The sequence below is a fragment of the Streptomyces sp. NPDC003248 genome (assembly GCF_055563235.1).
On the sequence record NZ_JBVHDT010000008.1, the window covers coordinates 235,867 to 261,438 of the forward strand.

The 25,572-nt window shown below is 70.8% G+C and carries 20 protein-coding genes; 17 read left to right on the top strand and 3 right to left on the bottom strand.

The features are described 5' to 3' along the window. The first annotated feature begins 460 nt into the window (after window positions 1-460). Genes ACZ3KJ_RS20980 through gdhA form a run of 9 tightly spaced genes read left to right on the top strand, consistent with a single transcriptional unit; the run spans window position 461 to window position 8,749 of the window. On the top strand, window positions 461-1,837 hold the full coding sequence (locus ACZ3KJ_RS20980; protein ID WP_467528938.1) for an MFS transporter: 1,377 nt from the start codon (window positions 461-463) through the stop codon (window positions 1,835-1,837). 26 nt (window positions 1,838-1,863) lie between these two features. Beyond that, window positions 1,864-2,079, top strand: a complete 216-nt coding sequence (locus ACZ3KJ_RS20985) for a hypothetical protein (RefSeq protein ID WP_467528940.1) — start codon at window positions 1,864-1,866, stop codon at window positions 2,077-2,079. Window positions 2,080-2,108: 29 nt separating this feature from the next. After that, a complete protein-coding gene (locus ACZ3KJ_RS20990) occupies window positions 2,109-2,924 on the top strand; it encodes a LamB/YcsF family protein (RefSeq protein ID WP_389517899.1) in 816 nt (271 codons plus the stop codon). A gap of 18 nt (window positions 2,925-2,942) precedes the next feature. Next, window positions 2,943-3,680 (top strand): 5-oxoprolinase subunit B family protein, encoded by a 738-nt coding sequence (locus ACZ3KJ_RS20995; RefSeq protein ID WP_389517897.1) that lies wholly within the window; start codon window positions 2,943-2,945, stop codon window positions 3,678-3,680. Next, on the top strand, window positions 3,677-4,699 hold the full coding sequence (locus ACZ3KJ_RS21000; protein WP_389517895.1) for a 5-oxoprolinase subunit C family protein: 1,023 nt from the start codon (window positions 3,677-3,679) through the stop codon (window positions 4,697-4,699). The genes ACZ3KJ_RS20995 and ACZ3KJ_RS21000 overlap by 4 nt, the downstream gene beginning before the upstream one ends. 49 nt (window positions 4,700-4,748) lie before the next feature. Continuing rightward, window positions 4,749-5,543, top strand: a complete 795-nt coding sequence (locus tag ACZ3KJ_RS21005; protein WP_389517893.1) for an SDR family oxidoreductase — start codon at window positions 4,749-4,751, stop codon at window positions 5,541-5,543. A 35-nt stretch (window positions 5,544-5,578) separates the two neighbouring features. Next, window positions 5,579-6,748: a pyridoxal phosphate-dependent aminotransferase gene (locus ACZ3KJ_RS21010; protein WP_389517891.1), complete on the top strand. Its 1,170-nt coding sequence runs from the start codon at window positions 5,579-5,581 to the stop codon at window positions 6,746-6,748. A 32-nt stretch (window positions 6,749-6,780) separates the two neighbouring features. Beyond that, window positions 6,781-7,356: a TetR/AcrR family transcriptional regulator gene (locus ACZ3KJ_RS21015; protein ID WP_389517889.1), complete on the top strand. Its 576-nt coding sequence runs from the start codon at window positions 6,781-6,783 to the stop codon at window positions 7,354-7,356. 46 nt (window positions 7,357-7,402) lie between these two features. Next, window positions 7,403-8,749 carry an NADP-specific glutamate dehydrogenase gene (gene gdhA, locus ACZ3KJ_RS21020; RefSeq protein ID WP_389517887.1) on the top strand — a complete coding sequence of 449 codons (1,347 nt, stop codon included), beginning with the start codon at window positions 7,403-7,405 and terminating at the stop codon, window positions 8,747-8,749. Between the two features lie 429 nt (window positions 8,750-9,178). On the opposite strand, the gene ACZ3KJ_RS21025 is transcribed toward gdhA, so the two are convergent. Then, window positions 9,179-9,349 carry a hypothetical protein gene (locus ACZ3KJ_RS21025; protein WP_467528944.1) on the bottom strand — a complete coding sequence of 57 codons (171 nt, stop codon included), beginning with the start codon at window positions 9,347-9,349 and terminating at the stop codon, window positions 9,179-9,181. 387 nt (window positions 9,350-9,736) lie between these two features. Further along, window positions 9,737-11,029 (bottom strand): family 16 glycosylhydrolase, encoded by a 1,293-nt coding sequence (locus ACZ3KJ_RS21030; protein WP_389517883.1) that lies wholly within the window; start codon window positions 11,027-11,029, stop codon window positions 9,737-9,739. Between the two features lie 439 nt (window positions 11,030-11,468). Between ACZ3KJ_RS21030 and ACZ3KJ_RS21035 the strand changes: the two genes are divergently transcribed. The 8 genes from ACZ3KJ_RS21035 to ACZ3KJ_RS21070 all read left to right on the top strand — a co-directional run bounded on the left by ACZ3KJ_RS21035 (window position 11,469) and on the right by ACZ3KJ_RS21070 (window position 23,780). Next, the gene (locus tag ACZ3KJ_RS21035; protein ID WP_389517881.1) at window positions 11,469-12,608 is read left to right on the top strand and encodes an ROK family transcriptional regulator; all 1,140 of its coding nucleotides are present in this window, start codon (window positions 11,469-11,471) and stop codon (window positions 12,606-12,608) included. A gap of 236 nt (window positions 12,609-12,844) precedes the next feature. Continuing rightward, the gene (locus tag ACZ3KJ_RS21040) at window positions 12,845-14,014 is read left to right on the top strand and encodes an ROK family protein (RefSeq protein ID WP_389517879.1); all 1,170 of its coding nucleotides are present in this window, start codon (window positions 12,845-12,847) and stop codon (window positions 14,012-14,014) included. A gap of 150 nt (window positions 14,015-14,164) precedes the next feature. Then, complete coding sequence (locus ACZ3KJ_RS21045) at window positions 14,165-15,454, top strand: ABC transporter substrate-binding protein (protein WP_467528947.1); 1,290 nt, start codon at window positions 14,165-14,167, stop codon at window positions 15,452-15,454. Between the two features lie 3 nt (window positions 15,455-15,457). Beyond that, window positions 15,458-16,405 (top strand): carbohydrate ABC transporter permease, encoded by a 948-nt coding sequence (locus ACZ3KJ_RS21050; protein ID WP_389517875.1) that lies wholly within the window; start codon window positions 15,458-15,460, stop codon window positions 16,403-16,405. Then, window positions 16,402-17,310: a carbohydrate ABC transporter permease gene (locus ACZ3KJ_RS21055; RefSeq protein ID WP_389517873.1), complete on the top strand. Its 909-nt coding sequence runs from the start codon at window positions 16,402-16,404 to the stop codon at window positions 17,308-17,310. The genes ACZ3KJ_RS21050 and ACZ3KJ_RS21055 overlap by 4 nt, the downstream gene beginning before the upstream one ends. A 3-nt stretch (window positions 17,311-17,313) precedes the next feature. Next, on the top strand, window positions 17,314-18,945 hold the full coding sequence (locus ACZ3KJ_RS21060) for a glycoside hydrolase family 13 protein (RefSeq protein ID WP_389517871.1): 1,632 nt from the start codon (window positions 17,314-17,316) through the stop codon (window positions 18,943-18,945). 413 nt (window positions 18,946-19,358) lie between these two features. Further along, a complete protein-coding gene (locus tag ACZ3KJ_RS21065) occupies window positions 19,359-22,397 on the top strand; it encodes a family 78 glycoside hydrolase catalytic domain (protein WP_389518324.1) in 3,039 nt (1,012 codons plus the stop codon). Window positions 22,398-22,685: 288 nt separating this feature from the next. Further along, window positions 22,686-23,780 (top strand): LacI family DNA-binding transcriptional regulator, encoded by a 1,095-nt coding sequence (locus ACZ3KJ_RS21070; protein WP_389517869.1) that lies wholly within the window; start codon window positions 22,686-22,688, stop codon window positions 23,778-23,780. A gap of 86 nt (window positions 23,781-23,866) precedes the next feature. Here the strand turns inward: ACZ3KJ_RS21070 and ACZ3KJ_RS21075 are convergent, their stop codons facing one another. Beyond that, on the bottom strand, window positions 23,867-25,498 hold the full coding sequence (locus ACZ3KJ_RS21075) for a sigma-70 family RNA polymerase sigma factor (protein WP_467528950.1): 1,632 nt from the start codon (window positions 25,496-25,498) through the stop codon (window positions 23,867-23,869). Window positions 25,499-25,572: the final 74 nt, after the last annotated feature.

Sequence of the window (25,572 nt, forward strand, 5' to 3'; positions counted from 1 at the left end):
ACTCCTCGGGGGAACGGGATCGCGGTGGTGGCTGCGGTCGCCGAGGTGGCGCCGGCGCCGCGAGGGCACGGGACACGGGGGCGTACGCCGCCGCCCGAAAGTGCGAAAACTTTCGCGTTTCGCGTGAGTCAGTCTGCATCCATCCAGGCCACAGCACAAGGGTGGGCGGCGCCGGACCGCGTCCCGGCCCCCGTTTCGGGCTCGGAGACACAGTCGAAGCGGAAGGTTAACTTCGGGGCAATACGAGTCCTTGACCCACCCAGAATGCGAATCTATTCTCATTCGAAATTCCAGTCGCATCTCGGCTCCGGCGTTGTGGTCTGCAGGCCGGCGGCCCCGAAACACGTCACTCCCTCTCCTGGGGTTCCTCCTCCGTTCCCGTCATCGCGGGGACGAGCAGTCGTACCCCGACCCCGTCAGGACACCGCGCAGGGGTCCGCGACACCGAAAGTGAACGCGTATGGCAACGTCAGATCGGCTCAGCACCCCGTCAGATCGTCTCGAAGCGGCGTCGAACGGCACCGACGCCTCGGCCGTCGACGCCGTCTCCGCCGATGACAAGGTCGTCCGCAAGGCCACCGTCGCCGGTGCGATCGGCTCCTTCGTCGAGTGGTACGACTACGGCATCTACGGCCTGCTGGTCACCTACCTCGCCGTCAACATCATGGGTGAGGCGGACGCCGGCAACCTCTTCCTCACCAACGTCGGCTTCCTGGTCAGCTTCGTCGCACGGCCGTTCGGCAGCGTCATCTGCGGCTATTTCGGGGACAGGATCGGCCGCAAGAGCCTGCTCGCCGCCCTGCTGGTGCTCATATCGGCCGCGACCGCGGCCATCGGGCTGATCCCGTCCTCCAACGTCATAGGTGTCGCCGCCCCCGTCCTGCTGGTCCTGCTGCGGGTGCTCCAGGGCTTCTCCGCGGGCGGCGAGGTGGCCGGTGCGATGTCCTTCGTCGGCGAATACGCCCCGGACAGCCGCCGGAACTTCATGATGAGCTTCATCGCGGTCGGGTCGTTCATCGCCCTCATGGTCGGCAGCTCCCTGTCCGCGCTCCTCATCACGGCGTTCGGTGACGACACGATGACCTCCTGGGCCTGGCGGGTGCCCTTCCTGCTCGCCGTCCCGCTCGGCTACGTGGGCTTCTACATCCGCCGCCGGCTGGAGGAGACGCCGCACTTCGAGTCGCTGCGCGAGCAGAACACCGTCGCGCGCAACCCGCTGCGCGAGGCGCTCGGCTCCCCCCGGCACCTCAAGGCCATCGTGCTCACGATCTTCCTGCCCGCGCTCAACGGCCCCGGCTACTACCTCCTGTTCGTCTACATGCCGACCTACCTCAAGACCTCGCTCGGCGAGCACAACTTCTCGATGCTGCGGGCGCTCATGGTCACCGCGGTCAGCCTGGTGGCCATCGCCGTCTGTATCCCGCTGATGGCCCGGCTGTCGGACCGGATCGGCCGTAAACCCGTCCTCGCCGGCTCCGCGATCGCCATGGCCGCCGTCTCGTACCCGATGTTCAAGCTCATCACCACGGGCGAGGTCGGACTCGCCTGCATCGGCACCGTCGTCCTGGCCGTCGCCTTCTCCGGCCACGCCGCGGTCATCCACACGGTGCTCGCCGAGATGTTCCCGACCACCGTGCGCTACTCCGCCTACAGCATCGGCTTCTCCCTCTCGACCATCATCTTCGGCGGCAGCGCTCCGCTGGTGATGACCGAGCTGATCGAGTCGACCGGATCCCAGCTGGTGCCCGCCTTCGCCTCCATCCTCACCGCCCTGATCACCCTGGTCGCCCTCGCCTTCGTGCGCGAGACCAAAGGCCGGCCGCTCGCCGCCCGCTGAACCACCGTCCGCACAAGGGAGACGCCATGGGACGCATCCGCGCACCCGGCCCCGAGGGGCAGAACCCGCGCCGTCCGCGGGCCATGGACACGGTCCGCACCAACTGGGCCGTCGCCGAGTATGTCGAGCGGGCCCTCGAACGGGGCGAGTACCCCGTCGCCCTCGTCCCGCCCGCGGCCTTCCTCAGGACGGGCCCCGGTCCCCGAACCCACGCCGAACACGCCGAACACGCCGAACCGTAAAACCGTAGAACCCGCACCAGGAGAACCACATGGGCATCAACTCCGTAGCCGTCGTCGCCGACCTCGGCGAGAGCTTCGGCAACTACACGATCGGTGATGACGCCGCCCTGCTCGGCCTCGTCACCTCCTCCAACATCGCCTGCGGCTTCCACGCCGGTGACCCGCGCATCATGGACCGGACCGTCGCCGAGTGCGTCGAGCGCGGCATCGAGCTGGGTGCCCACCCGGGCTACCCCGACCTCGTGGGCTTCGGCCGCCGCCTCATCGAGGCGACCGAGGAGGAGATCCGCACCGACGTGCTCTACCAGCTCGGCGCGCTGGACGGCTTCGCCCGGGTGCACGGCGGCACCATCAGCCACGTCGCGCCGCACGGGCGCATGGGCTCGATCGCGCAGACCGACGCCAAGCACGCCCGTGCCATCACCGACGCCATCGCCGCGTACAACAAGGACTACATCGTCATCTGTCAGCGCGGTCTGCTGGCCGAGGAGTCACGCAAGCGCGGCCTGGAGGTGGGCTACGTCTTCCTGGCGGACCGCGGCTACGGTGACGACGGCATGCCGGTCCCGCGCTCGCACGAGGGCGGCCTCATCCACGACCCGCAGCTCATCGGCGAGCGTGCCCGGCAGGTCGTGCGCGAGGGCACGGTCCGTTCCGTCAACGGCAACGTGGTCCCGCTCGGGCACGACGCCGACATCCTGCTGCTGCACGGCGACCACCCCACCGTCCTGGCGAACGGCACCGCGCTGCGTGCCGCGCTGGATGCCGAGGGCATCCGCGTCACCGGACTGCGGGACGTCCTGGCGGAGAAGGCGAAGAAGGCGGAGGCCGCGTCGGCTCGCTGAGGCCGCGCGCACCAGGCAATGACCACAGCACCGTACGGCGCCATCACCGTCGAGCCCTTCGGGGACTCGGCGGTCATGGTGACCATCCCGCACCCCGACCGGACGATCCGCAGGGCCGCCATCGTCGCCTTCCGGGACCGGTTCCTGGCCCACCGGCCGCACGGCGTTTTCGATGTCGTCTCCGGCCTGGAATCGCTGCTCATCGAGTTCGACCCGTTGCTGACGGCTCCGCAGCACGTGGAGTACGCGGCTCGTCTGGTGGCGGAGTGGGCGCCCGTGCCCGCCGCGGACGCGTCCGGCGTGCGTGCGGCGCGCACCTTCGCCATTCCGGTCGTCTTCGACGACGAGACGGGTCCCGACCTGGCCTCGGTGGCGGGGGAACTCGGCTGCACCGCCGCCGAGGTCGTCGAGGCCATCGCGGACTCCACGTTCACGATCTCCCTGCTGGGCGCCGCGATGGCGCCCATGATGGACGGGCTCAAGGTGCCCCGGCCGGTACGCAGGCGGGCCGAACCGCGTACCGACGTCGTCCCCGGCTCGATCATGATCGCGGGCACCAACGCGATCATCCAGCCGTTCCCCGGGCCCACCGGATGGCGTGTCGTCGGCCGCACCCCCTACACGATCGTCGACATCTCCCGCCCGGAACCCGTCTCCTTCGCCGCCGGTGACGTCGTGCGCTTCGTCCCCGTGACACAGACCGAGGCGGCCGCTGCGGACGGCGGGTTCCTGCTGCCGGTGGAGGACTCCGTATGACGACCGTGGCACTCGACATCACGCACACCGGCTGGATCACGACGTTCCAGGACCTCGGCCGGCACGGCTCCGAACAGCGCGGCGTGCCCACCGGAGGGGCCGCCGACCAGCACGCGGCGGCCGTCGCCAACCTGCTCGCGGGCAACCCCGCGCACGCGACGCTCCTGGAGAGCCTCGGCGGCGAACTGGCCCTGGTGCCGGACGCCGACGTGCTCCTGGCCGTGACCGGTGCCCCCGCCGAGGTGACCGTGGCAGGCGCGCCCGCGACCGCCTGGACTCCCCTGCTGGTGCCGGCCGGCCAGGAGATCCGTGTCCGCCCGGACATCAGCCGCGGAACGCGCACCTACCTGGCGGTCAACGGCGCACTCGCCGCGAAACGGCTGCTGGGCAGCACCGCCCCGGACGCCCGGATGGGCTTCGGGCAGGCCGTGTCGCGGGGCGATCGGGTGCTGCTGGAGACGGAGTTCGGTGGTTTCGGCCGCCGGCCGTTCGAGCCGTTGCTGTTCCGGCTTCCCGTGCCCGTCCCCCGCTTCGACGAGGGGACCTGGACCGTCGACGTCGTCGCGAGCCACGGCATCCACACCATTCCCGGCGTCCGGGAGCTGATCGAGGACTCGGTCTACACCGTCACGCCCCGCTCCAACCACGTGGGGCTCCGGCTCGACGGACCGGTACTCCACCCGGACGGCGACACCGAGATCGTCTCGCACGGCGTGCCCGTCGGGGCGCTCCAGATCCCGCACGCGGACGAGCTCATCGTGCTCGGCCGCTACCGGAGCCTGACGGCGGGCTACCCGATCGTCGGCGTCGCCTCGCGGGCCTGTCTTCCTCTGCTCGGGCAGGCGGGTCCGGGACGCCGGCTGCGGTTCCGGTGGACCGACCGGGAGACCTCGCTGCGTCGGTTCACGCAGCGTGCGGCCGAGGTGCGGACGCTGGGACGGGCTGCCGCCGAAGCGTTCGGCGCCCTCGGTTTCTCCGCACCCTTGTCGCGCATAAAACGAGAAGATATTCTCAATTGAAGTACGAATCGCATATCAAAGCGCCCCGACCGACCAAGGAGGTGGCTCGATGACGACGTCGGCCAAGACCGCGCTCATCACGGGAGCAGGCAGCGGGATGGGCCTGGAGACCGCACGGCTGCTGGCCCGGGACGGCATCACCGTCGTCCTGCTCGGCCGTCGGCAGCAGGCCCTCGACGAGGTCGCGGACACCATCCGCGCGGAAGGCGGCACGGCCCTGGCCCTCGCCGCCGACATCACCCGCACCGAGGACGTCACCCGCGTCCTGGACCGGGTCCGCACCGAGTTCGGCCCCGTCGACATCCTGGTGAACAACGCGGGCAGCGCGTCCTCGGTGCTCAACCCGCAGTGGCTGCCGCACGAGGAGTGGCGCCAGGTGCTCGACGTCAACCTCACGGCCGTCTTCCAGCTCACCCAGGCCGTCCTGCCGGACATGCTCGGACGCGGCACGGGCACCATCGTGACCGTCTCCTCGCTCGCCGCCGTCAACCCCAACCTGCTCGGCGGCGCGGCCTACGGCGCCGCCAAGGCCGGCGTCCGCAACTTCATGACCTTCCTGCACAACACCTTCCGCAACCAGGGCCTGCGCGCCATCACCGTGCTGCCCGGCGAGGCGGACACCCCGATCCTCGACAACCGGGCACGCCCGCCGGCCCCCGAGGAGCGCGCCGGCATGGTGCAGCCCGTGGACGTCGCCGAGGCCATCCGACTCGCCGTCACCCTTCCTCAGCGGGTCGTCCTCCAGGAGATGGTCGTCGCCCCCACCCGGCAACGCGACACCTCCGGCGACCTGGAGGTCAGCCGTTGGGCGGGCGCTCCCGCCGACGCCGAGCCGCAGCTCTGAACACCCGCCACCAGGAACGCCACCAGGAGAGTTCGATGCCTCCCTCCCTCACCGCACCGTCCCCCGTCTTCGGCACGGCCGAGGCCGTCGCCCGGATCGCCGCCGCCTCCCGCCGGACGCAGCAGCCGCAGTCCCGTGGCGACCTCGTCTCCCTCGCCATGGGAGAGCCCGACTTCGACACCCCGGAGGCAGTGACCGAAGCCGCCCTCGGCGCGCTGCGCGCGGGCCGCACGCACTACTCGCCCCTGCTCGGCGAACCGGCCCTGCGCGAGGCACTCGCCGAGCAGCTGACCGGCCTGGCCGGGGTACCGGCGAGCGCCGGCGACATCCTGATCACCCAGGGCGGCACCGCGGGTCTCGCCGCCTCGATCCTCGCCGTCGTCAACCCGGGCGACCGGGTCGTCGTCCCGGACCCCACCTACTCCCTCTACGCCGACCTCGTCAGCATGGCCGGCGGGGTCGTCGTGCCCGTCCCGCTCGCGCCGGACCTGCACTGGGACCTCGACCGGCTCGCCGACGCCCTCGTCGACGCCCGGCTCTTCGTCTTCTGCAACCCCTGCAACCCCACCGGCATCGTGCACAGCCGCGAGGAACTCGACACGCTCGCCAAGCTGCTCGACGGCACCTCCACCATCGTCATCTCCGACGAGGCGTACTCCGCGCTGGACTTCACCGGCCGCCCCTTCACCTCGGCGATCTCGCTCGACGGCCTGCGCGAGCGCACCGTGTACTGCCAGACCTTCTCCAAGAGCTACGCGATGACCGGCTGGCGCGTGGGATACCTGTGGGGCCCGTCGGAGCTGATCCGGGCGTCGGCCCGCATCCACAACACCTTCAACGGCTCCGTCAACACCTTCATCCAGGACGCGGCGCTGGTCGCGGTGGAGCGCTGCGAGGCGGACGTGGACCGTATGCGCCAGGCGTACCTCCAGCGGCGCGACCTCATGCGCGACGCGCTCGCGGACGTTCCCGGCCTGACGCTCAGTTCGCCGGAGGGGGCGTTCTACCAGTTCCCGCGCTACGACCTGGACCTGCCGTCCGTGGAGGTCGTCGCCGCCCTGCGCGCGCAGGGTGTGGCCGTCCGGCCCGGCAGTGAGTTCGGCGCCTGCGGCGAGGGGCACCTGCGCCTGTCGTACGCTGCCAGCCCGCAGTCCATCACCGAGGGCGTCCGCCGACTCGCCCTGGGCTTCGCCGCCTTGCGGTGAACGCCGCCCCCGACGCGAGGAGAAAGTCGCCCATGCGCAGTGACACCGAGCGCAACCGCAGGCACCTCATCAAGGCCGCCGCGCGCCTGTTCGAGAAGTCGCCGGGGCCCGTCAGCCTGGCGGAGATCGCCCGGCACGCCGAGGTGTCCACCGCGACGGCCTACCGCCATTTCTCCTCGGTCGAGGAGGTACTGCACGCGTTCCGCGCCCAAGTGGGCTCCGAACTGCAGGAGTTCAGTGCACGTCAGACCGTACGGGGCATGGCCAGGCTCGAGGCGGTGTCCCGGTACTGGGTGTCGCTGGTGCTGGAGCACGGTGGCGCCATGGCACAGATGCGTTCGCACCGCGGCTACCTGGAGCGGCTGCGCGAGAACACCGGTTACCTCGTCCCGCAGGCCGAAGCACTCGCCGAGCCGCTGCGGCAGACGACAGAGGAACTCGGCCTGGGCGACCTCGGCGACGAGGCCCTGTATCTGTGGAACGCGCTGTTCGACCCCCGCGACATCCTCGACCTCATCACGAGTGGGCGCAGCGAGGAGGAGACCGCCACCCGCCTCCTGGCGGCCCTGCGCGGCGCCTTGATCGGCTGGTCCACCCGGCACCTCTGATGCGCACCTCCGAATGCCCGCACATGAACAGGGAGACAGCACTTCCATGGACGTCAGCGCCTATGTCGAGACCGTTTACGCCGGGTTGTGCCGGCGCGATCCGGGGGAGGCGGAGTTCCACCAGGCCGCGCGGGAGGTCCTGCAGGCGATAGGCCCCGTGCTCCGGGCGCACCCCGAGTACGCGGAGAACCGTGTCGTGGAGCGGCTGTGCGAGCCGGAACGACAGCTCATGTTCCGCGTGCCATGGGTGGACGACCACGGCACGGTACAGGTGAACCGCGGCTTCCGGGTGGAGTTCAACAGCGCGCTCGGACCCTACAAGGGCGGTCTGCGGTTCCACCCGAGCGTCGATCTCGGCATCGTCAAGTTCCTCGGATTCGAGCAGATCTTCAAGAACGCGCTGACCGGGATGGCGATCGGCGGTGGCAAGGGCGGGTCCGACTTCGACCCCAAGGGGCGGTCCGAGGCGGAGGTGATGCGGTTCTGCCAGTCCTTCATGACCGAGCTCCACCGTCACCTGGGAGAACACACCGACGTGCCCGCCGGGGACATCGGCGTGGGCGGCCGCGAGATCGGCTACCTCTTCGGCCAGTACAAGCGGATCACCAACCGCTACGAGAGCGGCGTCCTGACGGGCAAGCCGGTGGGCTGGGGCGGTTCGCAGGCCCGCACCGAGGCGACCGGCTACGGCACCGTGTACTTCGCCCAGGAGATGCTCGCCACCCGGGGCCAGGACTTCGACGGCCGCCGTGTGGTGGTCTCCGGATCGGGGAACGTCGCCCTCTACGCGGTCGAGAAGGTGCACAGCCTGGGCGGACGGGTGGTGGCCTGTTCCGACTCCTCCGGCTACGTCGTCGACGAGGACGGCCTCGATCTCGCCCTGCTGAAGGAGGTCAAGGAGGTGCGCCGCGCCCGCGTCGCCGCCTACGCCGAGGCGAAGCCCACCGCCCGCTTCTCCGCGCGGGGATCGGTGTTCGACGTGCCGTGCGACATCGCCCTGCCGTGTGCCACCCAGAACGAGCTGCGTCAGCAGGACGCCGTGGCCCTGGTGAAGAACGGCGTGCTGGCCGTCGCCGAGGGCGCCAACATGCCGTGCACCCCCGAAGCCGTCGAGGTCTTCCGGGACGCCCGGGTGCTGTTCGGCCCCGGCAAGGCGGCCAACGCGGGCGGGGTGGCGACCTCCGCCCTGGAGATGCAGCAGAACGCCTCCCGCGACGCCTGGACCTTCGAGCGGACCGAGAGCAGGCTCGCGGACATCATGCGGCAGGTGCACGCGCAGTGCCGTGCCACGGCCGAGACCTACGGCGGTGACGCCGACGACTACGTGCTCGGCGCCAACACCGCGGGCTTCCTGCGTGTCGCGGAGGCGATGACGGCGCAGGGAGTGATCTGACCTCCCGGTCCGGTTCGCCGCGAGGACTGCCGAGCACCCCGGGAGGGCACGGAGAGAGACCGTCATCCGTGCCCGGTGACGGCGCCTTCGGCGGTGTCACCGCGTCGCCCGCCGGTTTCCCCGCGGCCGCGGCCGGGCCGGCCACCACCCGGATCCGCTCAGGCCGCGTTCCGCCGTGCTCGGCCGAGTCGGCCTGGCGATGTGACGGGGACAGGTCCGAGGTCGAGGTCCTCGTGCCGGACGGCGTGTCCGTCGAAGTGCCGCTTCCCGGCGGATCACGGTTCCGGGTGGCCGCCGGCCGGCACCTCCTGTCGTCGCGCTGAGCCGTCGGACGGCGCACGGTCCGCTCCGGCCCGGCATGGCGGGACGGAACCGGTGCCGTGCGGGACGTCCGGACCTGCTGCCGGACGTCCCGCGGCCGGGGACGGGTCAGTTGTCGAAGATCTCGATCTCGGCGAGCGCGTAGTGTTTCCAGGTCAGGTTCGCCCCATTGACCCTGATCCGCAGACCTCGCAGGTTCTCCTGCTGCGGGAGGTCGACGAGCTGCGCCTCCACGGTGGCGTCGTTGGTGAGGTAGGTGCGGGCCCCGCTGTCGGCCACCTCGGTCCAGGTGGCGCCGTCCGTCGTGACCTCGACGGCGGCTGAGGTGATCCCCTGTCCCTGGCCGTAGTTGGTGTGGATGCCGATCTGGTCGGCGTCCGTCCCGTCGGCCCAGGTGAAGGTCAGGTACTGCGGCAGGGCGGGGTTCCGGTCGAGAGGATCACAGCAGGTCCTTTCGGTGCGGTGCGGTGCGGTGGATGCGACGTTCGGGTGGTCCGGGAGGGACGCGTCGGATCGGCCGGAGCGGTGCGGTCGAGGAGGAGCTGGGATTCCTGCGGGCGGGACGGGCGGTGCGCGCCCGTCCCGTCATGGCGGCGCGGAGGCCCGCCGGCCGGAGCGTGTCCGGCCGGCGGGCCTCCGCCCGGAGCGGCTGCCGCCGCGGTGATGTCAGCTGGTCGCCTCCAGGGACCAGTCGGCGCTCCACCAGGTGGTGGGGGCGGCGCTCTCCTCGACGTAGCCGAGCTTGTTCTCGGCGTGCAGGTAGTCGCCGGTGTTGCGGTTGCGGATGCGCACGTAGCTGCCGTTGGTCTCCAGGACCCAGTCGGCGCTCCACCACTTGTCCGCGATGTGGCTGTACTGCACGGCCCCGCTGGGGGTCTGGTTGTTGAGGAAGTCGCCGGTCCAGCGGTTGCGGATGCGGGTGTAGCCCGAGCTGTCGGTCCGGGTGTACCAGTGGCCGGACCAGTACGTGCTGGGCACGCTGGTGGCGAGCTGGACCTGGCCGGTCTTGTCCTGGAGATGCATGTACTGCCCGGTGCTGCGGTTCTTCAGCCGGTAGACGGAGTAGCCGGCGTCGGGCTTGAAGACGCGCACGTAGTCGACGTACCAGGTCTTGGGCCAGGTGTCGTTGGCGGACCCGCTCCACGAGGCGTCGGTGTACAGGCCGAGCATCATGCCCATCGGGTACAGCGGCGAGCCGGCGATGCGTCCCTTGTACTCGTTGTCGTAGTAGAACTCGAGCCCGGTCGGGGTCCACTCCATGCCGTAGACGTGGTATTCGTTGGCGGGGTCGCCGTCGATCGTCATGGTCGTGTTCGTCTTGTTGTACGACGGGTCGGTCCACTTGTGGAGCGTGGGTGTCCACGAGCCGAGGTTCGAGAAGGCGTTCTCCACGATGTCGATCTCGCCGGACCGGAGGGTGCCGGTGCCGTCGGATGCCTGGTCGGCCTGGTCACCGACGAGCCACCAGGCCGTGTGTCCGCCGCCCCCGCAGTTGGGGCCCTTGGCCCGCATCTCGAAGTAGCCGAACTGGGTGGTGTAGCCGTTGAAGTCCGGCTCGCTGTGGTTGATCTCCATCTGCCCGTCCCAGCCGTTGAACTGGTGCAGGTAGTTACGCTCGTAGGTCTGGATGCTGGAGCACTTGACGATGCCGTCGTTGACCGGGTCCCAGGCCGGCTGGTCCTCGTCGATGCGCAGGGCCAGCGCGCTGTCGCTGATGCTGTACCGGGGCGCGGACAGCTCGCGGGTGCTCCAGTGGGGCAGGTAGTACGGCAGCCACTTGTCCGTGTCGAGGGACGAACTCTCGAACTCCTCCTGGAAGTCCAGCGTGTAGCCGGACTTCGTGGTCGAGTTGGCAGGGAAGTCCGACGTCGTGGCGGCGAAGGCCGGGCGGGTCAGCTGCATCGAGGCGGCGGACAGCAGCGAGGCGCCCAACAGGGCATTGAAGGAACGGCGCTTCACAGGTGGTACTCCTTCGACGGAAGGCAAGCGGGGGCTGGGAGGGGCGCGATGAGCGCGGCGTCCTGGCAGCGCGCACATGCGTCGCGCTGTGCCGGCGCGCGGCAGGGTGGTCCTCGGTCCACGCCGACCGGGTGGGCCGGATCGTCCGCGGATGAGAACGTACTGACAGAAAGTCAGGAAGTCGTGCAGGGGGCGACGCTCAGGATGGCGTCGTCTGCCGTCGGTGCATGGTGCGGCTCCAGGCATGAGGGGGAGGCCGTGACCGCCGGGGCGGGATACCCGGCGGCACATACGAAGGTCGTTTTCGTATGTCGGCGTCCCTCAGTGAAACGGCAGTAACAAAGGCCGTCAAGAGTTCACACGGAGGTAATCTGAAGATGCCTTCCACAGGAGAGGCGTCGGCCGCACGGCCGGCGCACAGCGGACTCACGGGGACGGGATGCCTTCACCTCGCGGCAGCGGCGCCGATCAGGCATTCATCAGGGCGCACAACGCTCAGGCGGCCCTTCGCATCCTGCGTCACACCGGCACTCCGGTCACCCTGACCCAACTGGCCAGGACGGCAGGGCTGTCGCGCCCCACGGTCGAGTCCGTGCTGGCCGATCTCACCGCCCGCGGCTGGGTGGTGGAACTGCCGCCGGACGACGGGGTGATGGGGCGGCCGGCACGCCGTTTCCGGTTCGACGCCGCCGCCGGTCACGCCGTGGGTCTGGACATCGGCATGGGCAAGGCCCTGGCGATCGTCACCGACCTCGACGGCCGGGTCGTCGGCAGTACGCGCCGCACGCTCAGCGACGGCCTGTCAGGACCGAACCGGCTGACGCTCGCCGGCGACCTGGTGGACGAATGCCTGCGGCAGGCGGGGATCGCATCGCCGTCTCTTTGGGCGTTGACCGTTGGCCTCCCGGGCCTGATGGACCGCACGGGGCGCATGACGCGTTCGACGGTCCTGCCCGGGCTGACCGGCGTGAACCTGTCCGGCTACTTCGCCGACCGGTTCGGCTGCCGGGTGCGGGCCGAGAACGACGCGAACCTCGCCACCCTCGCGGAGCACTGGCACGGCTGTGCCCAGCATGTCGACGACGTGGTCTACGTCCTGGCGGGCCGGCGCACCGGCGCCGGCATGATCATCGGAGGGCGGCTGCACCGGGGCCCGAACGGGGCCGCCGGGGAGCTGGGCGCGCTGCGGATGCTGGGCTGGTGGGACGCGCCCGGCGATCTGGAGGGGCACGGCGCCGACGCGGAGGCCGTCTTCGACGCGGCGCCCGCCGACCCCCGGGCCCAGCAGGCCGTCCTCGCCTACGCGGCGGCCCTGTCCAACGGCATCGCGGCGCTCGTCCTGACCCTCGATCCGGACCTGATCGTCATCGGCGGCGGTCTGTCGCAGGCCGGGGACCGACTACTCGGGCCCCTGCGCCGGCACTTGGCCGAAACCTGTCTGACCACACCGAGAATCGAAATGTCCGTTCTCGGCGACGAGTCGGTGGCCCTCGGGGCCGTCCGCACAGCCCTGGACCTCATCGACGAGGAAGTCTTCGACGCAGGACTGCGGCTCCAGTCGCCCCCGGACATGCCCTGAGGCCCGCGTTCCGTCAGGCGTCCGACCTGCGGTGACCGCCCTCCGCCGACGGCTCGCACGGGGCGGCCGGGCACGCCCGGCCGCCCCGCTCCGGACACAGGCTGGACACAGCCGCCGAAATTTTCGCCGCACCTCTTTACGGCACGGCAAACGCGATGTTAGATGTCGCTTGCTTCGCTTCATTCAAACTCTGAATCAAGTCGCTTGGGGATGTAATGCCTGGTTCGCTCCGCAGGATGCGCGCCGACAACCGGTCACTGGTACTCGGACACGTCGTGCGTCTGTGCCCGGTCGCCCGGCTCGACCTGGCGCAGGCGCTAAACCTGTCCCCAGCGACGATCACCAGCGCCATCCGCGAACTCGTGGGCCAGGGACTCGTGGAGGTCGTGGACGTCGTCCAGACCAACGGACGCCCCCGCGAACGGTTCGGCCCGTCCGCCTCCACCGTGCACGCCATCGGCGTCAAGGTGATGGCCGACCGCGTGGTCGCGGTCCGGGTCAACTACCGCGGCGAGGTGACGGCTTCCATGGAGGCCCCGTTCGACTCCCACCACTCCCGGGCGACCGGGCAGCTCGCCGATCTGCTGGAAGCGTGGATCGAGGAGCACGGCCGCAAGGGTCTGCTGGGCGTCGGCATCGGCGTGAGCGGCATAGTGGACTCCGAGTCGGGCCGGGTGGTCGACGCGGCTCGCGCCGGATGGAGCGACCTGCGGCTCGCCGAGGAGCTCGGCGACCGGCTCGGCACCCATGTCCGCGTCGACAACGACGTGATGGCCCTGGCCCGGGCCCACGCCCTGTACGGAGCGGGTCGCGAGCACGACTGCTTCATGATCGTGACTCTCGGAACGGGTCTGGGGTCGGCGGTCGTCACCGGCGGACAGGTCCACCGCGGCGCACGAGGCATGGCCGGCGAGATCGGCCACTTCACCGTCGATCCGACAGGCCCCCTGTGCGGCTGCGGCGCGAACGGCTGCCTTGAGGCGTACGTCTCCGAGTACGCCCTCGCGCGGGAGGCCGCGGCGTCCGGTGTCGCCGACGACTTCGAGCAGCTCCTCGCCCGGACCGAGAGCGACCCGAAGGCGCGCCGGCTCTTCGAGTCCGCCGGTGTCCGGCTCGGGCAGGCCCTGCAGCTCGTCGTCAACGTCCTCGACCCCGCCGTGGTCATCGTCTCCGGCGAAGGCGTGCGCTGGTGGCGTCACCTGCGGGACGCGGCACAGGACCAGCTGCGCCGCGGTCGGCTGGGCAGCGCCCGGCAGGTCTCCCTCGTCCAGGACGACTGGGACGACCGGGCCTGGGCGCGCGGTGCCGCGGCCTGCGTCCTGTCCTCGCTCACCGAGCCCACCGGCCGGCGCCTGCCGGCCGCCCCCACGATCGACGCACCACGACCGGGCTCCTCCGGTCCCTGATCCTCCACGTCCCAGGACGAGATCCCCCACCTCGTCACCAGGCATCACACGGCAGTACACCACCACCGGGAGCCGTCCGGCGCGCAGACGATCGCCGCCCGGCTCGTTCCGCGACGCCCGCGAGGCGTCGTATGCGAAAGGCACAGAACCATGAAGAGAATCACGCGAGCGGCCACGAACGTCGTCTCCGCGGCGGCTGCGCTGACCTTGCTCGGCGCCTGCGGCGCGCCCGAGTCGCCCAACGCCTCCACCGACACCGACGGCAAGCTGGAGGGCCGCGGTCCCATCACCTTCGTGGCGGGCAAGGACACCTCCGGCAGCATGCAGAAGATCGTCGACCGCTGGAACGCCGACCACCCGAAGGAGAAGGTCACCTTCGAGGAGCCCACCTTCGACGCCGACCAGTTCCGGGCGAAGGCGGCGCAGGCGGCCCAGGCCAAGAGCGACACGTTCTCCGTGATCAGCATGGACGTGGTGTGGACCGGCGAGTTCGCCAAGCGCGGCTACGTAGTGCCGCTGCCCGACGACGCCGTGGACACCTCGGAGTTCCTGTCCGGGCCGGTGGAGACCGCGACGTACGACGGCAAGCTGTACGGCGTGCCGTGGAAGACCGACACCGGCATCCTCTACTACCGCAAGGACCTCCTCGACAAGTACGGCCTCAAGGCGCCCACCACCTGGGCGGAGCTGGCCGAGGCGTGCGAGAAGGTCGCCGAGCCGGAGGGGATCGACTGTTACGCCGGGCAGCACGGTCAGACCGAGGGCCTGACGGTCAACGTGTCGGAGGCCGTGAACTCCGCCGGCGGCTCCCTCGTCACCGACGGCAAGCCCACCGCCGACACTCCTGAGGCCATCAAGGGCCTGACGTTCCTGGCCGACGCCTTCAAGAAGGGCTGGGCCGCGCCCGAGGCCCTCACCTACGACGAGGAGGCCGGGCGCGCCCGGTTCCAGAGCGGCGAGCTGCTCTTCCAGCGCAACTGGCCGTACATGTACGCGCTGGCCAACGCCAAGGGCGAGGGCAACAAGGCCGCCGGCAAGTTCGACATCGCCCCGCTCCCGGGGGCCGACGGCGCCGGCTCGGCGACGCTGGGCGGTCACAACCTGGCGATATCCACGTACGCGAAGAACAAGGCCACGGCGCTGGACTTCATCAAGTTCTTCACCCAGGAGGACAACCAGAAGCAGAACCTCCTGGTGGGCTCGTACGCCCCCACCCGGAGCGCGGTCTACGAGGACAAGGACGTCGTGTCCGAGATCCCGTACCTGTCGACCATGAAGACCGCCCTCGACAAGGCCGTTCCGCGTCCCGCTGCCGTCCCCTACCAGCAGGTGACCGCCGCCATCCAGGAAGCCGGACTCGCCGTCGAGAAGGGCACCAAGACCCCTGCTGAGGCCGCCAAGGACCTCCAGGCCGCGCTCGTTCCGCTCCTCGGTAAGTGAGTCATGTCCACCTCGCAACCCCAGACCCGGTCCGCGGCCACCCTGGTGCTGCCGACCATCGCCACCCTGGCCGTCGTGGTCGCCTACCCCGTCTTCCAGGCGGTGCGGCTGTCCCTGTACGGCCAGGACATCAACTTCAACGTGTTCTACCGGGGATTCGGCAACTACGCCGACTTCCTCACCGGCCCACACTCCGAGCAGTTCTGGCGGGCCGTCACCAACACCAGCGTCTTCACCTTCATCTCGGTGATTCTCGAGACGGTGATCGGCCTGGGCATGGCACTGGCCATGCACCACGTCATCCGCGGCCGCGGCCTGCTCCGTGCCTCGATCCTGGTCCCGTGGGCCATCCCCACCGCAATGAGCGCGCTGGTGTGGAAGTGGATGTTCACCCCGCACGGCATCGTCAACGCCGTGCTGGGCACCGACATCATCTGGGCGACCGAGCCCTGGGCCGCGAAGACCGCCATCATCGTCGCCGATGTGTGGAAGTCGGCCCCCTTCATGGGCCTGCTGATCCTCGCCGGCCTCCAGACCATCCCGAACGAGATGTACGAGGCCGCCCGGGTCGACGGCGCCACCGCCTGGCAGCGGTTCACCCGGATCACGCTCCCGATGATCCACGGGGCGCTGCTGGTGGCCGTTCTGATGCGCATGCTCGACGCGCTGCGCGTCTTCGACCTGCCGTACCTCTTCGCGGGCAGCGCCGACAACCAGGACCTGGTCACGCTGTCGATGCTGGGCTACAAGTACGCGATCCAGCAGGGCGATTCGGGCGCCGGTTCCGCGGTGTCCCTGCTGACCCTGGTCTTCATCGGGGTGATCGCCTACCTGTTCATCCGGCTGCTCGGCGCCGACGCCCTCGGCACCCGTGAGGCCAAGGAGGCCCGCCAGCAGGCGAAGAAGGCGGCGCGAGCCTCCCAGCACCACCCCGTACAGGAGCCGTCATGACTGCCTCCACCCTCGCGCGTCCCGCGTCCGTCGACGCGCCGCCGCCCAGCGGCACCGCCGTCCTGCGTACGCGGCGCCCCTCGCTCCGTGGTGTGCTGCGCGGCCTGCTGGTGGCGCTGATCGTCCTGTGGTGTCTGGCGCCCTTCCTCTGGATGCTGCGCACCAGCTTCACCGTCGAGCCCGAGGTGCTCAGCAGCAACGCCCTGATCCCGAAGGCGCCGAGCCTGGACAACTACACGGCGGCGTTGTCGGAGAAGAACGCGTTCCTGCGCGCGCTGCTCAACAGCTTCGTCGTGGCCGGCACGACCACGGTCCTGGCCCTGCTGATCGGTCTGACCTGCGCCTACGCGCTGGCCCGGCTCACCTTCCGCGGCCGCAACCTGGTCCTCGCCGCCGTCCTGACGACGTCGATGTTCCCGCTGGTCGCCGTGTTGAGCCCGCTGTTCAACCTGTTCACCCAGCTCGGGTGGATCGACAGCTACCAGGCCCTCGTCGTGCCCAACATCAGCATCTCGCTGCCGCTGGCGGTGTGGACGCTGACGAACTTCTTCCGGCAGATGCCCTGGGACCTGGAGGAGGCCGCCCTCCTGGACGGCTGCACCCGCCGCCAGGCCGTCCGCCTCGTCCTCGTCCCGCTGATGACACCCGCCATCTTCACCACCGGCATCCTGGTCTTCATCACCGCGTGGAACGAGTTCATCATCGCGCTGACCATGACCAACCAGCAGGAGATGTTCACCGCGCCGGTGGCCATCGCCAACTTCACCGGCGCCGTCAGCCACCAGTCCCCCTTCCCCTCCCAGATGGCCGCCTCCGTCGTGGTCACCGTCCCCCTCATCGTCCTCGTCCTGATCTTCCAGCGCCGTATCGTCGCCGGTCTCACCGCCGGCGCCACGAAGGGATAGCACGTGTCCGCAGCATGGTGGCGTGACGCCGTCATCTACCAGATCTACGTCCGCAGCTTCCGCGACAGCGACGGCGACGGCATCGGCGACCTGCCCGGCGTCCGCACTGCCCTGCCGTACCTGAAGCGCCTGGGCGTCGACGGGATCTGGCTGAACCCCTTCTACCCCTCCCCTCAGTACGACCACGGCTACGACGTCGCCGACTACACCGGCGTCGACCCCGTCTACGGCACCCTCGCCGACTTCGACGCGCTGCTCGCCGACGCGCACGAGCACGGCATCCGCGTCGTGGTCGACCTGGTGCCCAACCACTGCTCCATCGAGCACCCGCTGTTCGAGGCCGCGCTCGCCGCCGGGCCGGGCAGCCCCGAGCGGGAGATGTTCCACTTCGCCGACGGCCGCGGTGAGAACGGCGAGCTGCCGCCGAACAACTGGCGGACGATGTTCGGTGGCTCGGCCTGGCAGCGGGTGCCGGACTCCTGCCCCGACGGGCAGTGGTTCCTGCACCTGTTCACCCCGGAGCAGCCGGACTTCAACTGGCGCAACCCTCGGGTGGCGGAGTTCATGCAGGACGTGCTGCGGTTCTGGCTCGACCGCGGTGTCGACGGCTTCCGCATCGACGTGGCCCAGGGCCTGTTCAAGCACGCCGACCTCCCGGACGCGGCCGACCCGTTCGAGGAGGAGCGGGTGGGCGACGCCGCCAACCCGCTCGCCTGGGACCAGCCCGAGGTGCACGAGGTCTACCGCTCCTGGCGGAGCATCTGCGACGAGTACGAGGCCCGCGACGGCAAGGTGCGCCTCCTCGTCGGTGAGATCACCGGGATCGGGCAGCGCAGCCTGCCCGACTACGTCCGCCCCGACGAGCTGCACCAGGGCTTCTTCTTCGACTTCCTGGGCGCCGCCTGGGACGGCAAGGGCCTGCGGGCCATCATCGACCAGGGCCTGGACGGCGCGTCCGTCACCGGCTCCACGGTCACCTGGGTCCTGGGCAACCACGACCGCGTCCGCGTCGCCACCCGGTACGGCGGCGGCGAGGCCGGCCGCGGCCCCGGCGACTTCGAGCTGGGCACCCGCCGGGCCCGCGCCGGTGCCCTGCTCACGCTGGGCCTGCCCGGTTCGGTCTACGTCTACCAGGGCGAGGAGCTGGGACTCCCGGAGGTCGTCGACCTGCCGCTGCACCGCATCACGGACCCGATCTACCGTCGCTCGGAGGGCAAGCGCCTGGGCCGCGACGGCTGCCGGGTGCCGATCCCGTGGTCCGGCGACCAGGCGCCGTACGGCTTCTCCGAGACAGCCGACACCTGGCTGCCGCAGCCGGACTACTTCGCCCCGCACACCGTGGAGCGCAACGAGGCCGACCCCGACTCGGTCTGGCACCTGTACCAGCGGGCGATGGAGCTGCGCGAGCAGCACATCCCGGCGACCGCGCCCCTCGCGTGGCTGCCCAGCGACGAGGGCGTCCTCGCCTTCACCCGCGGTGACGGCTTCACCTGCGTGGTGAACTGCACCGACCGGCCGACCGCCGCCCCGCTGCCCGGCACACCCGACTTCGCCAGTGGTCCCGTGGAGCCCGGCGTAGTTCCCGCGAACACCGCGGCCTGGTGGTTCAGCGCTCCGGCCGCCGACCGCGGCTGACGACCGGCCCCCGGCCGCCGAGGTCCTCCTGACAGGACCCCGGCGGCCGGGGGCCCTCCACGCCGTTCACTGAAACGGCGCACGGCGACGGGCCGGCCGTTTCCGCGGGCGCCGGCACGTCGGGCCGGCCCGACGCCGCGCACCAGCCGACGGCGCGATTGAACGATTCAAAGGACCGGAAACGCCCCTCCACACCACGGCGGCCACCTGCATCTCGACGTCGCAGAATTCCTTGTCAGAAGCGTAGACACCTTAATCTTCTCCTCGTTACCTTCATCGCCGATCGATATGAATCGATAAAATCCGCGAGCCGAAGGGACGACGGCATGCGACACCACGAGAGCACACCCGGACGAAGAGAAGTGGGACGCCGAACGGTCCTCGCCTCCACTCTCGGCACCCTTCCCGTCCTCATGGCCCACCAGGCTCTGGCGGCCTCCCCCGCCGTCGCCGCGCCGGTGGCGGACACCCCGGGCGGCGGCGACACCTCCGTGACCGGGCTGACGGTCGAGCACCGGACGAACCCGCTGGGTGTGGACGCCGCCCGGCCCCGGCTCGGCTGGCGCACCGCGTCACGTGTCCGCGGCCGACGCCAGAAGGCGTACCGGATCCTCGTCGCCACCTCCGCCGGCCGCCTCTCCGCCGGCCGCGCGGACGTCTGGGACAGCGGGCGCGTCGACTCCGCCGCGTCGGTCGCGGTCCTCTACGACGGTCCCGAGCTGAGCCGCTCCACCCGGTACCACTGGACCGTGACCGTGTGGGACGAGAAGGGCGGCGCCCACACCGCCCGGAACACCGCCCGCTTCGAGACCGGCCTGCTGAGCACCGACGGGGTGGGCGGCTGGGACGGCGCCCGCTGGATCACCATGGCGGGCAAGGCCGCCAACTCCGCGGGCGCGCCCCTCCTGCGGCACGAGACGCCCCTCGCCCGCGCGAAGGTCCGCCGGGCGCGGCTCTACGTCAGCGCGCTCGGTGTGTACGAGGCGTACGTCAACGGCCGCCGGGTCACCGTGCCCCAGGACGGGCACCGCACCCCCGAGCTGCTGACGCCGGGCTGGACGAACTACGACAGCGTCGTCAACTACATGAGCTACGACGTCACCGGGCTCGTGGCCGCCGACCGGCAGCGGGTCACGCTGGGGGCGGTGCTGGGCAACGGCTGGTACAACGGCCGGGTCTCGGCCGGGGCCGCCTACTACTCCGCCTCCGGCAGCCGGCTCGCCCTGAAGGCGAAGCTGCTCCTCGAATACGCCGACGGGACGTCGCAGACGGTGGTGACCACGCCCGGCACCGATTGGCGGGCCACCGACACCGGCCCCTACCGGGCGGACGACATCTACGCCGGGCAGCGGTACGACGCCCGCGCCGAGATACCGGGATGGTCCGCGGGCGGTTTCGACGCCTCGGCCTGGGCGGGGGCCGACGAACACGACTTCACCTCCCGCTTCCCCGGCTCGCAGCTGGTCGCCTACCCCGGCGAGACCGCACGGCTGATGCCGGACTGGGCGTGCGAGCCGGTGTCGGTGACCGTCTGCACCGGCGTGACGGGCGAGGCCGACAGTCCCTACGGCAGGGGCCGCGTCGTCACCGACCCGGACCGCACGGTCACCGACCCGGCGAAGGCGCCCCACGCCGAGATCGCGCTGCGCCCCGGCGAAACGGCCGTGTACGACCTGGGCCAGAACATGGTGGGCGTCCTGCGGTACGCGCTGCGCGGCCCCGCGGGCGCCGAAGTGGTCTTCCGCACCGGCGAGATGCTCAACGACGCGAGCGAGGGCGCCGACGGCCCGGAGGGGTCCGTCTACCGGGCCAACCTGCGCGGTGCGGAGGCCACCAGCACCTACGTCCTCGCAGGCGCGGCCGACGGCGAGACCCACCAGGACTCGCTCACCTTCTCGGGCTTCCGCTACGTCTCCGTCACCACCTCCCACGACGTCACCCTGACCGGGGTGACCGGCAAGGTGGGCACCTCCGCGATCCGCGACATCGGCTCCGTCACCACCGACGACGACAAGGTCAACCAGCTCATCGGCAACGTGCGCTGGGGGCAGCGCGGCAACTACCTGTGGGTGCCCATCGACTGCCCGCAGCGGGACGAGCGGCAGGGCTGGACCGGCGACACCCAGCTCTTCTCCCGCACCGGCCTGTACAACGCAGACGTGGTCAACTTCCTCTCCCACTACCAGGAGAGCCTGGTCCAGTCCCAGCGCACCTACGGCGTGGGCGGCGCCCAGTTCACCACCCTCGCGCCGAGCAAGCCGTACAACGCCACCTCCATGGTGAGCGGCTGGGCGGACTGCGGCGTGATCGTGCCGTGGACGGTCTGGCAGATGAGCGGCGACACCACGATCATCGAGCGGAGCTGGGCCGCGATGACCCGCTACCTGGACTGGATCCGGGGCCGGACCGGGACGACGTACGCCGGACAGGGCTCCCGCTTCGGCGACTGGCTGGCCCCGCAGAGCACCGGCACCCAGCTCATGAGCGACGTCTACTACGGCTACAGCGCCCGGCTCATGGCCCACATGGCCCGCGCGACGGGCCGCACGGCGGAGGCGTCCGGCTACGACGACCTGTTCGCGAACATCAAGCGGGCCTTCCTCGCCAAGTACCTCGACACCACGGACGGTGGGCTCACCCTGCGCTCCAGCCTCGGCGGCAAGCCCATCAACGGCCCCGCCCCCGAGGACGACAGCCAGACCGCCCTGCTGTGGGCCCTCAAGCTCGGCTTCTACGACACCGAGGCCCAGCGCCGCCGACTGGTCGAACTGCTCGCGGCGAACATCGGCAACGACGCCGCGTACAAGGCGGCCCATCCCGGCAGCACCCGCGTCCAGTACGCCGAGAACACCCTCTCCGTCGGCTTCCTCGGCGTGAACGTCCTCGCGCCCGTGCTCACCGACGAGGGCCGCGCGGACCTCGCGTACGCGCTGCTCCACCAGAACGCCATGCCGTCGTGGCTCTTCTCGGTCGACAACGGCGCCACCACCATCTGGGAGCGCTGGAACTCGTACTCGACGGAGGACGGCTTCGGGCCGGTCTCGATGAACTCCTTCAACCACTACGCCTACGGCGCGATCATGGAGTGGCTGTACACCGGCATGGCGGGCATCGCCGGCGACCCCGAGGAGCCCGGCTTCCGGCACTTCTTCCTCAGCCCGCACCCGGACCCGACCGGCCGGATCACCCGGGTGACCGGCTCCCACCTGTCCCCGTACGGCGAGATCAGCAGCGAGTGGGAGGTGACGGACCGGACATTGACCTACCGGGCCGAGGTGCCGGCCAATACCACCGCGACCCTGCGCCTGCCGGCCACGGAGCCGGACGGTGTCCGTGCTGGCCGCACACCACTGGCCCGGCTCGACCAGGTGAAGTTCCTCGGCTTCGCCGACGGCACCGCCTCCTACCTGCTTCCCTCCGGCCGCTACGAGGTGACCTCGCCACTCGGCTGATCGTCGGCCGGGCTCCGGGTCGCCGACTGCGCTCCAGCGGCCCGGACCGGCCGGTCGCCCACCGGGAGGCGAGGCTGTACGCCCCACAGGATTGAAGCGTTTACACAACAGGCGACCGTATCCCCCCGGGGGGACAACGCGACGAAAGGGCCGCCGTTCGCACCTGGCAGGCCGACGCTCCCGGCCGAAAAGGCTCCCCACGGTCGTCCAGGTACGGCAAAAGATGCCGACATGCCATAATCGCGAACTGAAACGCTTACGCGATCCACGATGACGGCAGGAGGGTGGATGGTCCGCCGCCCCGCCCCGAGAGGCGGAGACCGCCCGGCGACGATCCGCGACGTCGCGCAGCACGCCGGCGTCTCCGTCGCCACCGTCTCGCGCATCCTCTCCGGCAGCTACCCCAGCGCTCCCGCGACCCGCAGCAAGGTGCTGCGCGCGGTGCGCGAGCTGGATTACGTGGCCAACCCGCACGCCAGGGGACTCGCCGGTGTGCAGCCGAAGAACGTGGCCATAGTGGTCAACTCGGTGGCTTCGCCGCATTACTCTCACGTCGCTCAGGGAGTACAGGAACAGGCCGCCAAGGCGGGGCGGGTGTGTCTGGTCGGCACCACCGGCGGTGACCCCGAGCAGGAGCTGGCACTGGTGCGGCTGATGCGCGAGCGGCACGCCGAGGCGCTGATCCTCGTCGGAAACGTCGTCGTGGACGACGCCTACCGCGAGCGCATGATCTCCTACGCCCGGTCCCTCGCCCTGGTCGGCTGCCACCTGGTCCTGTGCGGCAGGCCCTCGCTCGGCCCGGACGTGCCGGCCATCGTCGTGGAGTACGACAACACCAGCGGCGCCTTCGGCATGGCCAACCACCTCATCGACGCCGGGCACCGTCGCGTCCTGTTCCTGGGCCGGCGTGCCGGGTACTCCACGCCGGAGAGCCGGATCGAGGGCTACCGTGCCGCGCTGAGGGCCCACGGTCTCCCGCTGGAGCCGGAGTTGGAGGTCGACGGCACCATGGAGCGCGAGGAGGGATACCGGATGATGAGCGAACGGCTCGCCGCCGGTCCGCGGGACTTCACCGCCGTGATGGCGGCGAACGACGAGATCGCGGCGGGTGCCCGGCAGGCTCTGCTGGAACGGGGACTGCGCATCCCGGAGGACGTGTCGCTCACCGGCTTCGACGACCTGCCGCCGGCCGCCGACATCGGCCTCACCACGGTGCACGTACAGCACAAGGAACTGGGCCGTACCGCGGTACGCCTGGCGCTGGAGAGCGACACGCCCGGCGCGCCCCAGCACTTCCTGCTGGGGACGCGGCTCGTCGTCCGCGACACCGTCGCGGCGCCGTCGCGGAACGCACCGCGCCGTGCCCGTGCGGCGGCGGACTGACCTGATTCAGGCAGCGCGCGAGTGCGCCTTGCCGCATGCCCGGGGAGCGGTCGCGCCCCTGAGAGTCGGTGTGCGGCAGCAGGTGCTCAAGGATTCACGAACCGGAACGACCTGCTGTCCGCGTACGCGCCGTCGGCCCCCTCCTCCGGGTCGAGCCACACCTTGTCGTCGTCGCGGTAGCGCAGATAGGAGAAGGGGCTGTTGAAGGCGAACAGGGCCTTGGAACCTTCCTCCGAACCGTCGCGGACACAGTAGGTGGCGTCGGCGCGGAAGACGACGCTGCCGTCGTCGGACCCCACCTCGACCGTCCCTTCCTCCCCCGCGTGGCGCAGGTAGGAACCGTCGGAATACCGGAAGGAGTAGCAGCCGCTGCCCATCAGGCCGGGGACGACCGTGAAGGTCAGCCGCTGGTCGGTGAGCGACACTCCGTCCGCCGCCTCCAGCAGCACCACGCGCCCGTCCCGCACACCCATGTAGAAGCCGGGCCGTGTGGCCGCCTCCAGGGCGTGGGGGCCGAGCAGTCCGGTGGGGGTGGCCGACGCCGACGCGCCGGTGGGCGCGGACGACGTCGAGGTCGGGGAGGCCGAGGAAGAGGCCGAGGGCCTGGTCGGCGGGGACGGCGACGGGGCGGACGCCGACGGGGTGGCGGACGCGGTCGGCGAGGCCGCCGCGTGGTGTTCCGCCCGGGAGGCGCCGGAGGGCGTGCCGGGGTCGGCGAGCCCGTACCAGAGCCCGGCCCCGGCCAGCACCACCGCCGCCCCCGAGGCCGCCACCATGACGGGCCCCTGCGTGAGCCGGCCCGCCGCCTTGGCCGCACGCACCGCGCCGCCCGCGCCGGGGCCGTGGCCCGAGCCGGTGGCGGCAGCGACCACGACCCCACCGCCCTTCGCTCCCGCAACGCCTTTCATGATGAGGGCGGCACCCACCCCGAGGGGCAGCGGGACGAGCGCCAGACCGCCCAGCAGCCCCTCGGCGGGAACGAGGGCGCCACGGGTGCCGGCGCAGCCCGGGCAGTCACGGACGTGGCGGCTCAGGCGTTTGCGCCACAGGGAACCCGGGCGGCCGTCCCAGGTGGAGAGGGTGCGTGTCAGCTCGGGACAACGAGGCGTGGTCGCCAGGGCGCGCACCACGGCGCGGGCCGCCTCCAGCCGTTCCTTGACGCGCTGCACCCGTACGGCGGCCTGCTGGAGACTGAGCCCGCCGCCCTCCGCCCAGTCACTGCGGTTCAGTTGTCCGGCGGCCTCCATCCACCACAGCGAGAGGGTCTCCCGATCGGTCTCCTCCAGCCAGCGCGTCGCCTCCACCGCCTCACGGCGCTGGCCGGTCAGGTCGAGCCGGAGGATCGTGAGGTCGGCGAAGTCCGCCTGCGGGTCGGCCCGCGCGACGGCGTCCTCGGGCAGGCCGGTCCGCGGACCGCTCTGCCGGTCTTTCCACCAGTCACGCACCTGCCGGAGGGCGATGGCGACCAACCAGGAACGGAACCGGTCCGGATCGCGCAGCGCGGGCAGACCGCGCACGGCGCGGAGCATCGTCTCCTGCACGACGTCGTCGACATCGGGATGGCCGTCCATCGCCCGCCCCACGATGTTGTAGACGAGCGGCAGGTAGTCGGCCACCAGCCTCTCCACAGCTCGCTGGTCACCGTTCGCGGCAGCCGTCACCCGGGCCACGTCCGTGTCCGCAAGTCGCCCAGCATCGCGCGAGCGCACGCGCGCCACCGTCCCCTCATGTCGTCTTGTGTGATGTGACTTGGGCAGCGCCCTGCCCGCTGCCGGCCCGAGCCGTCGTCACG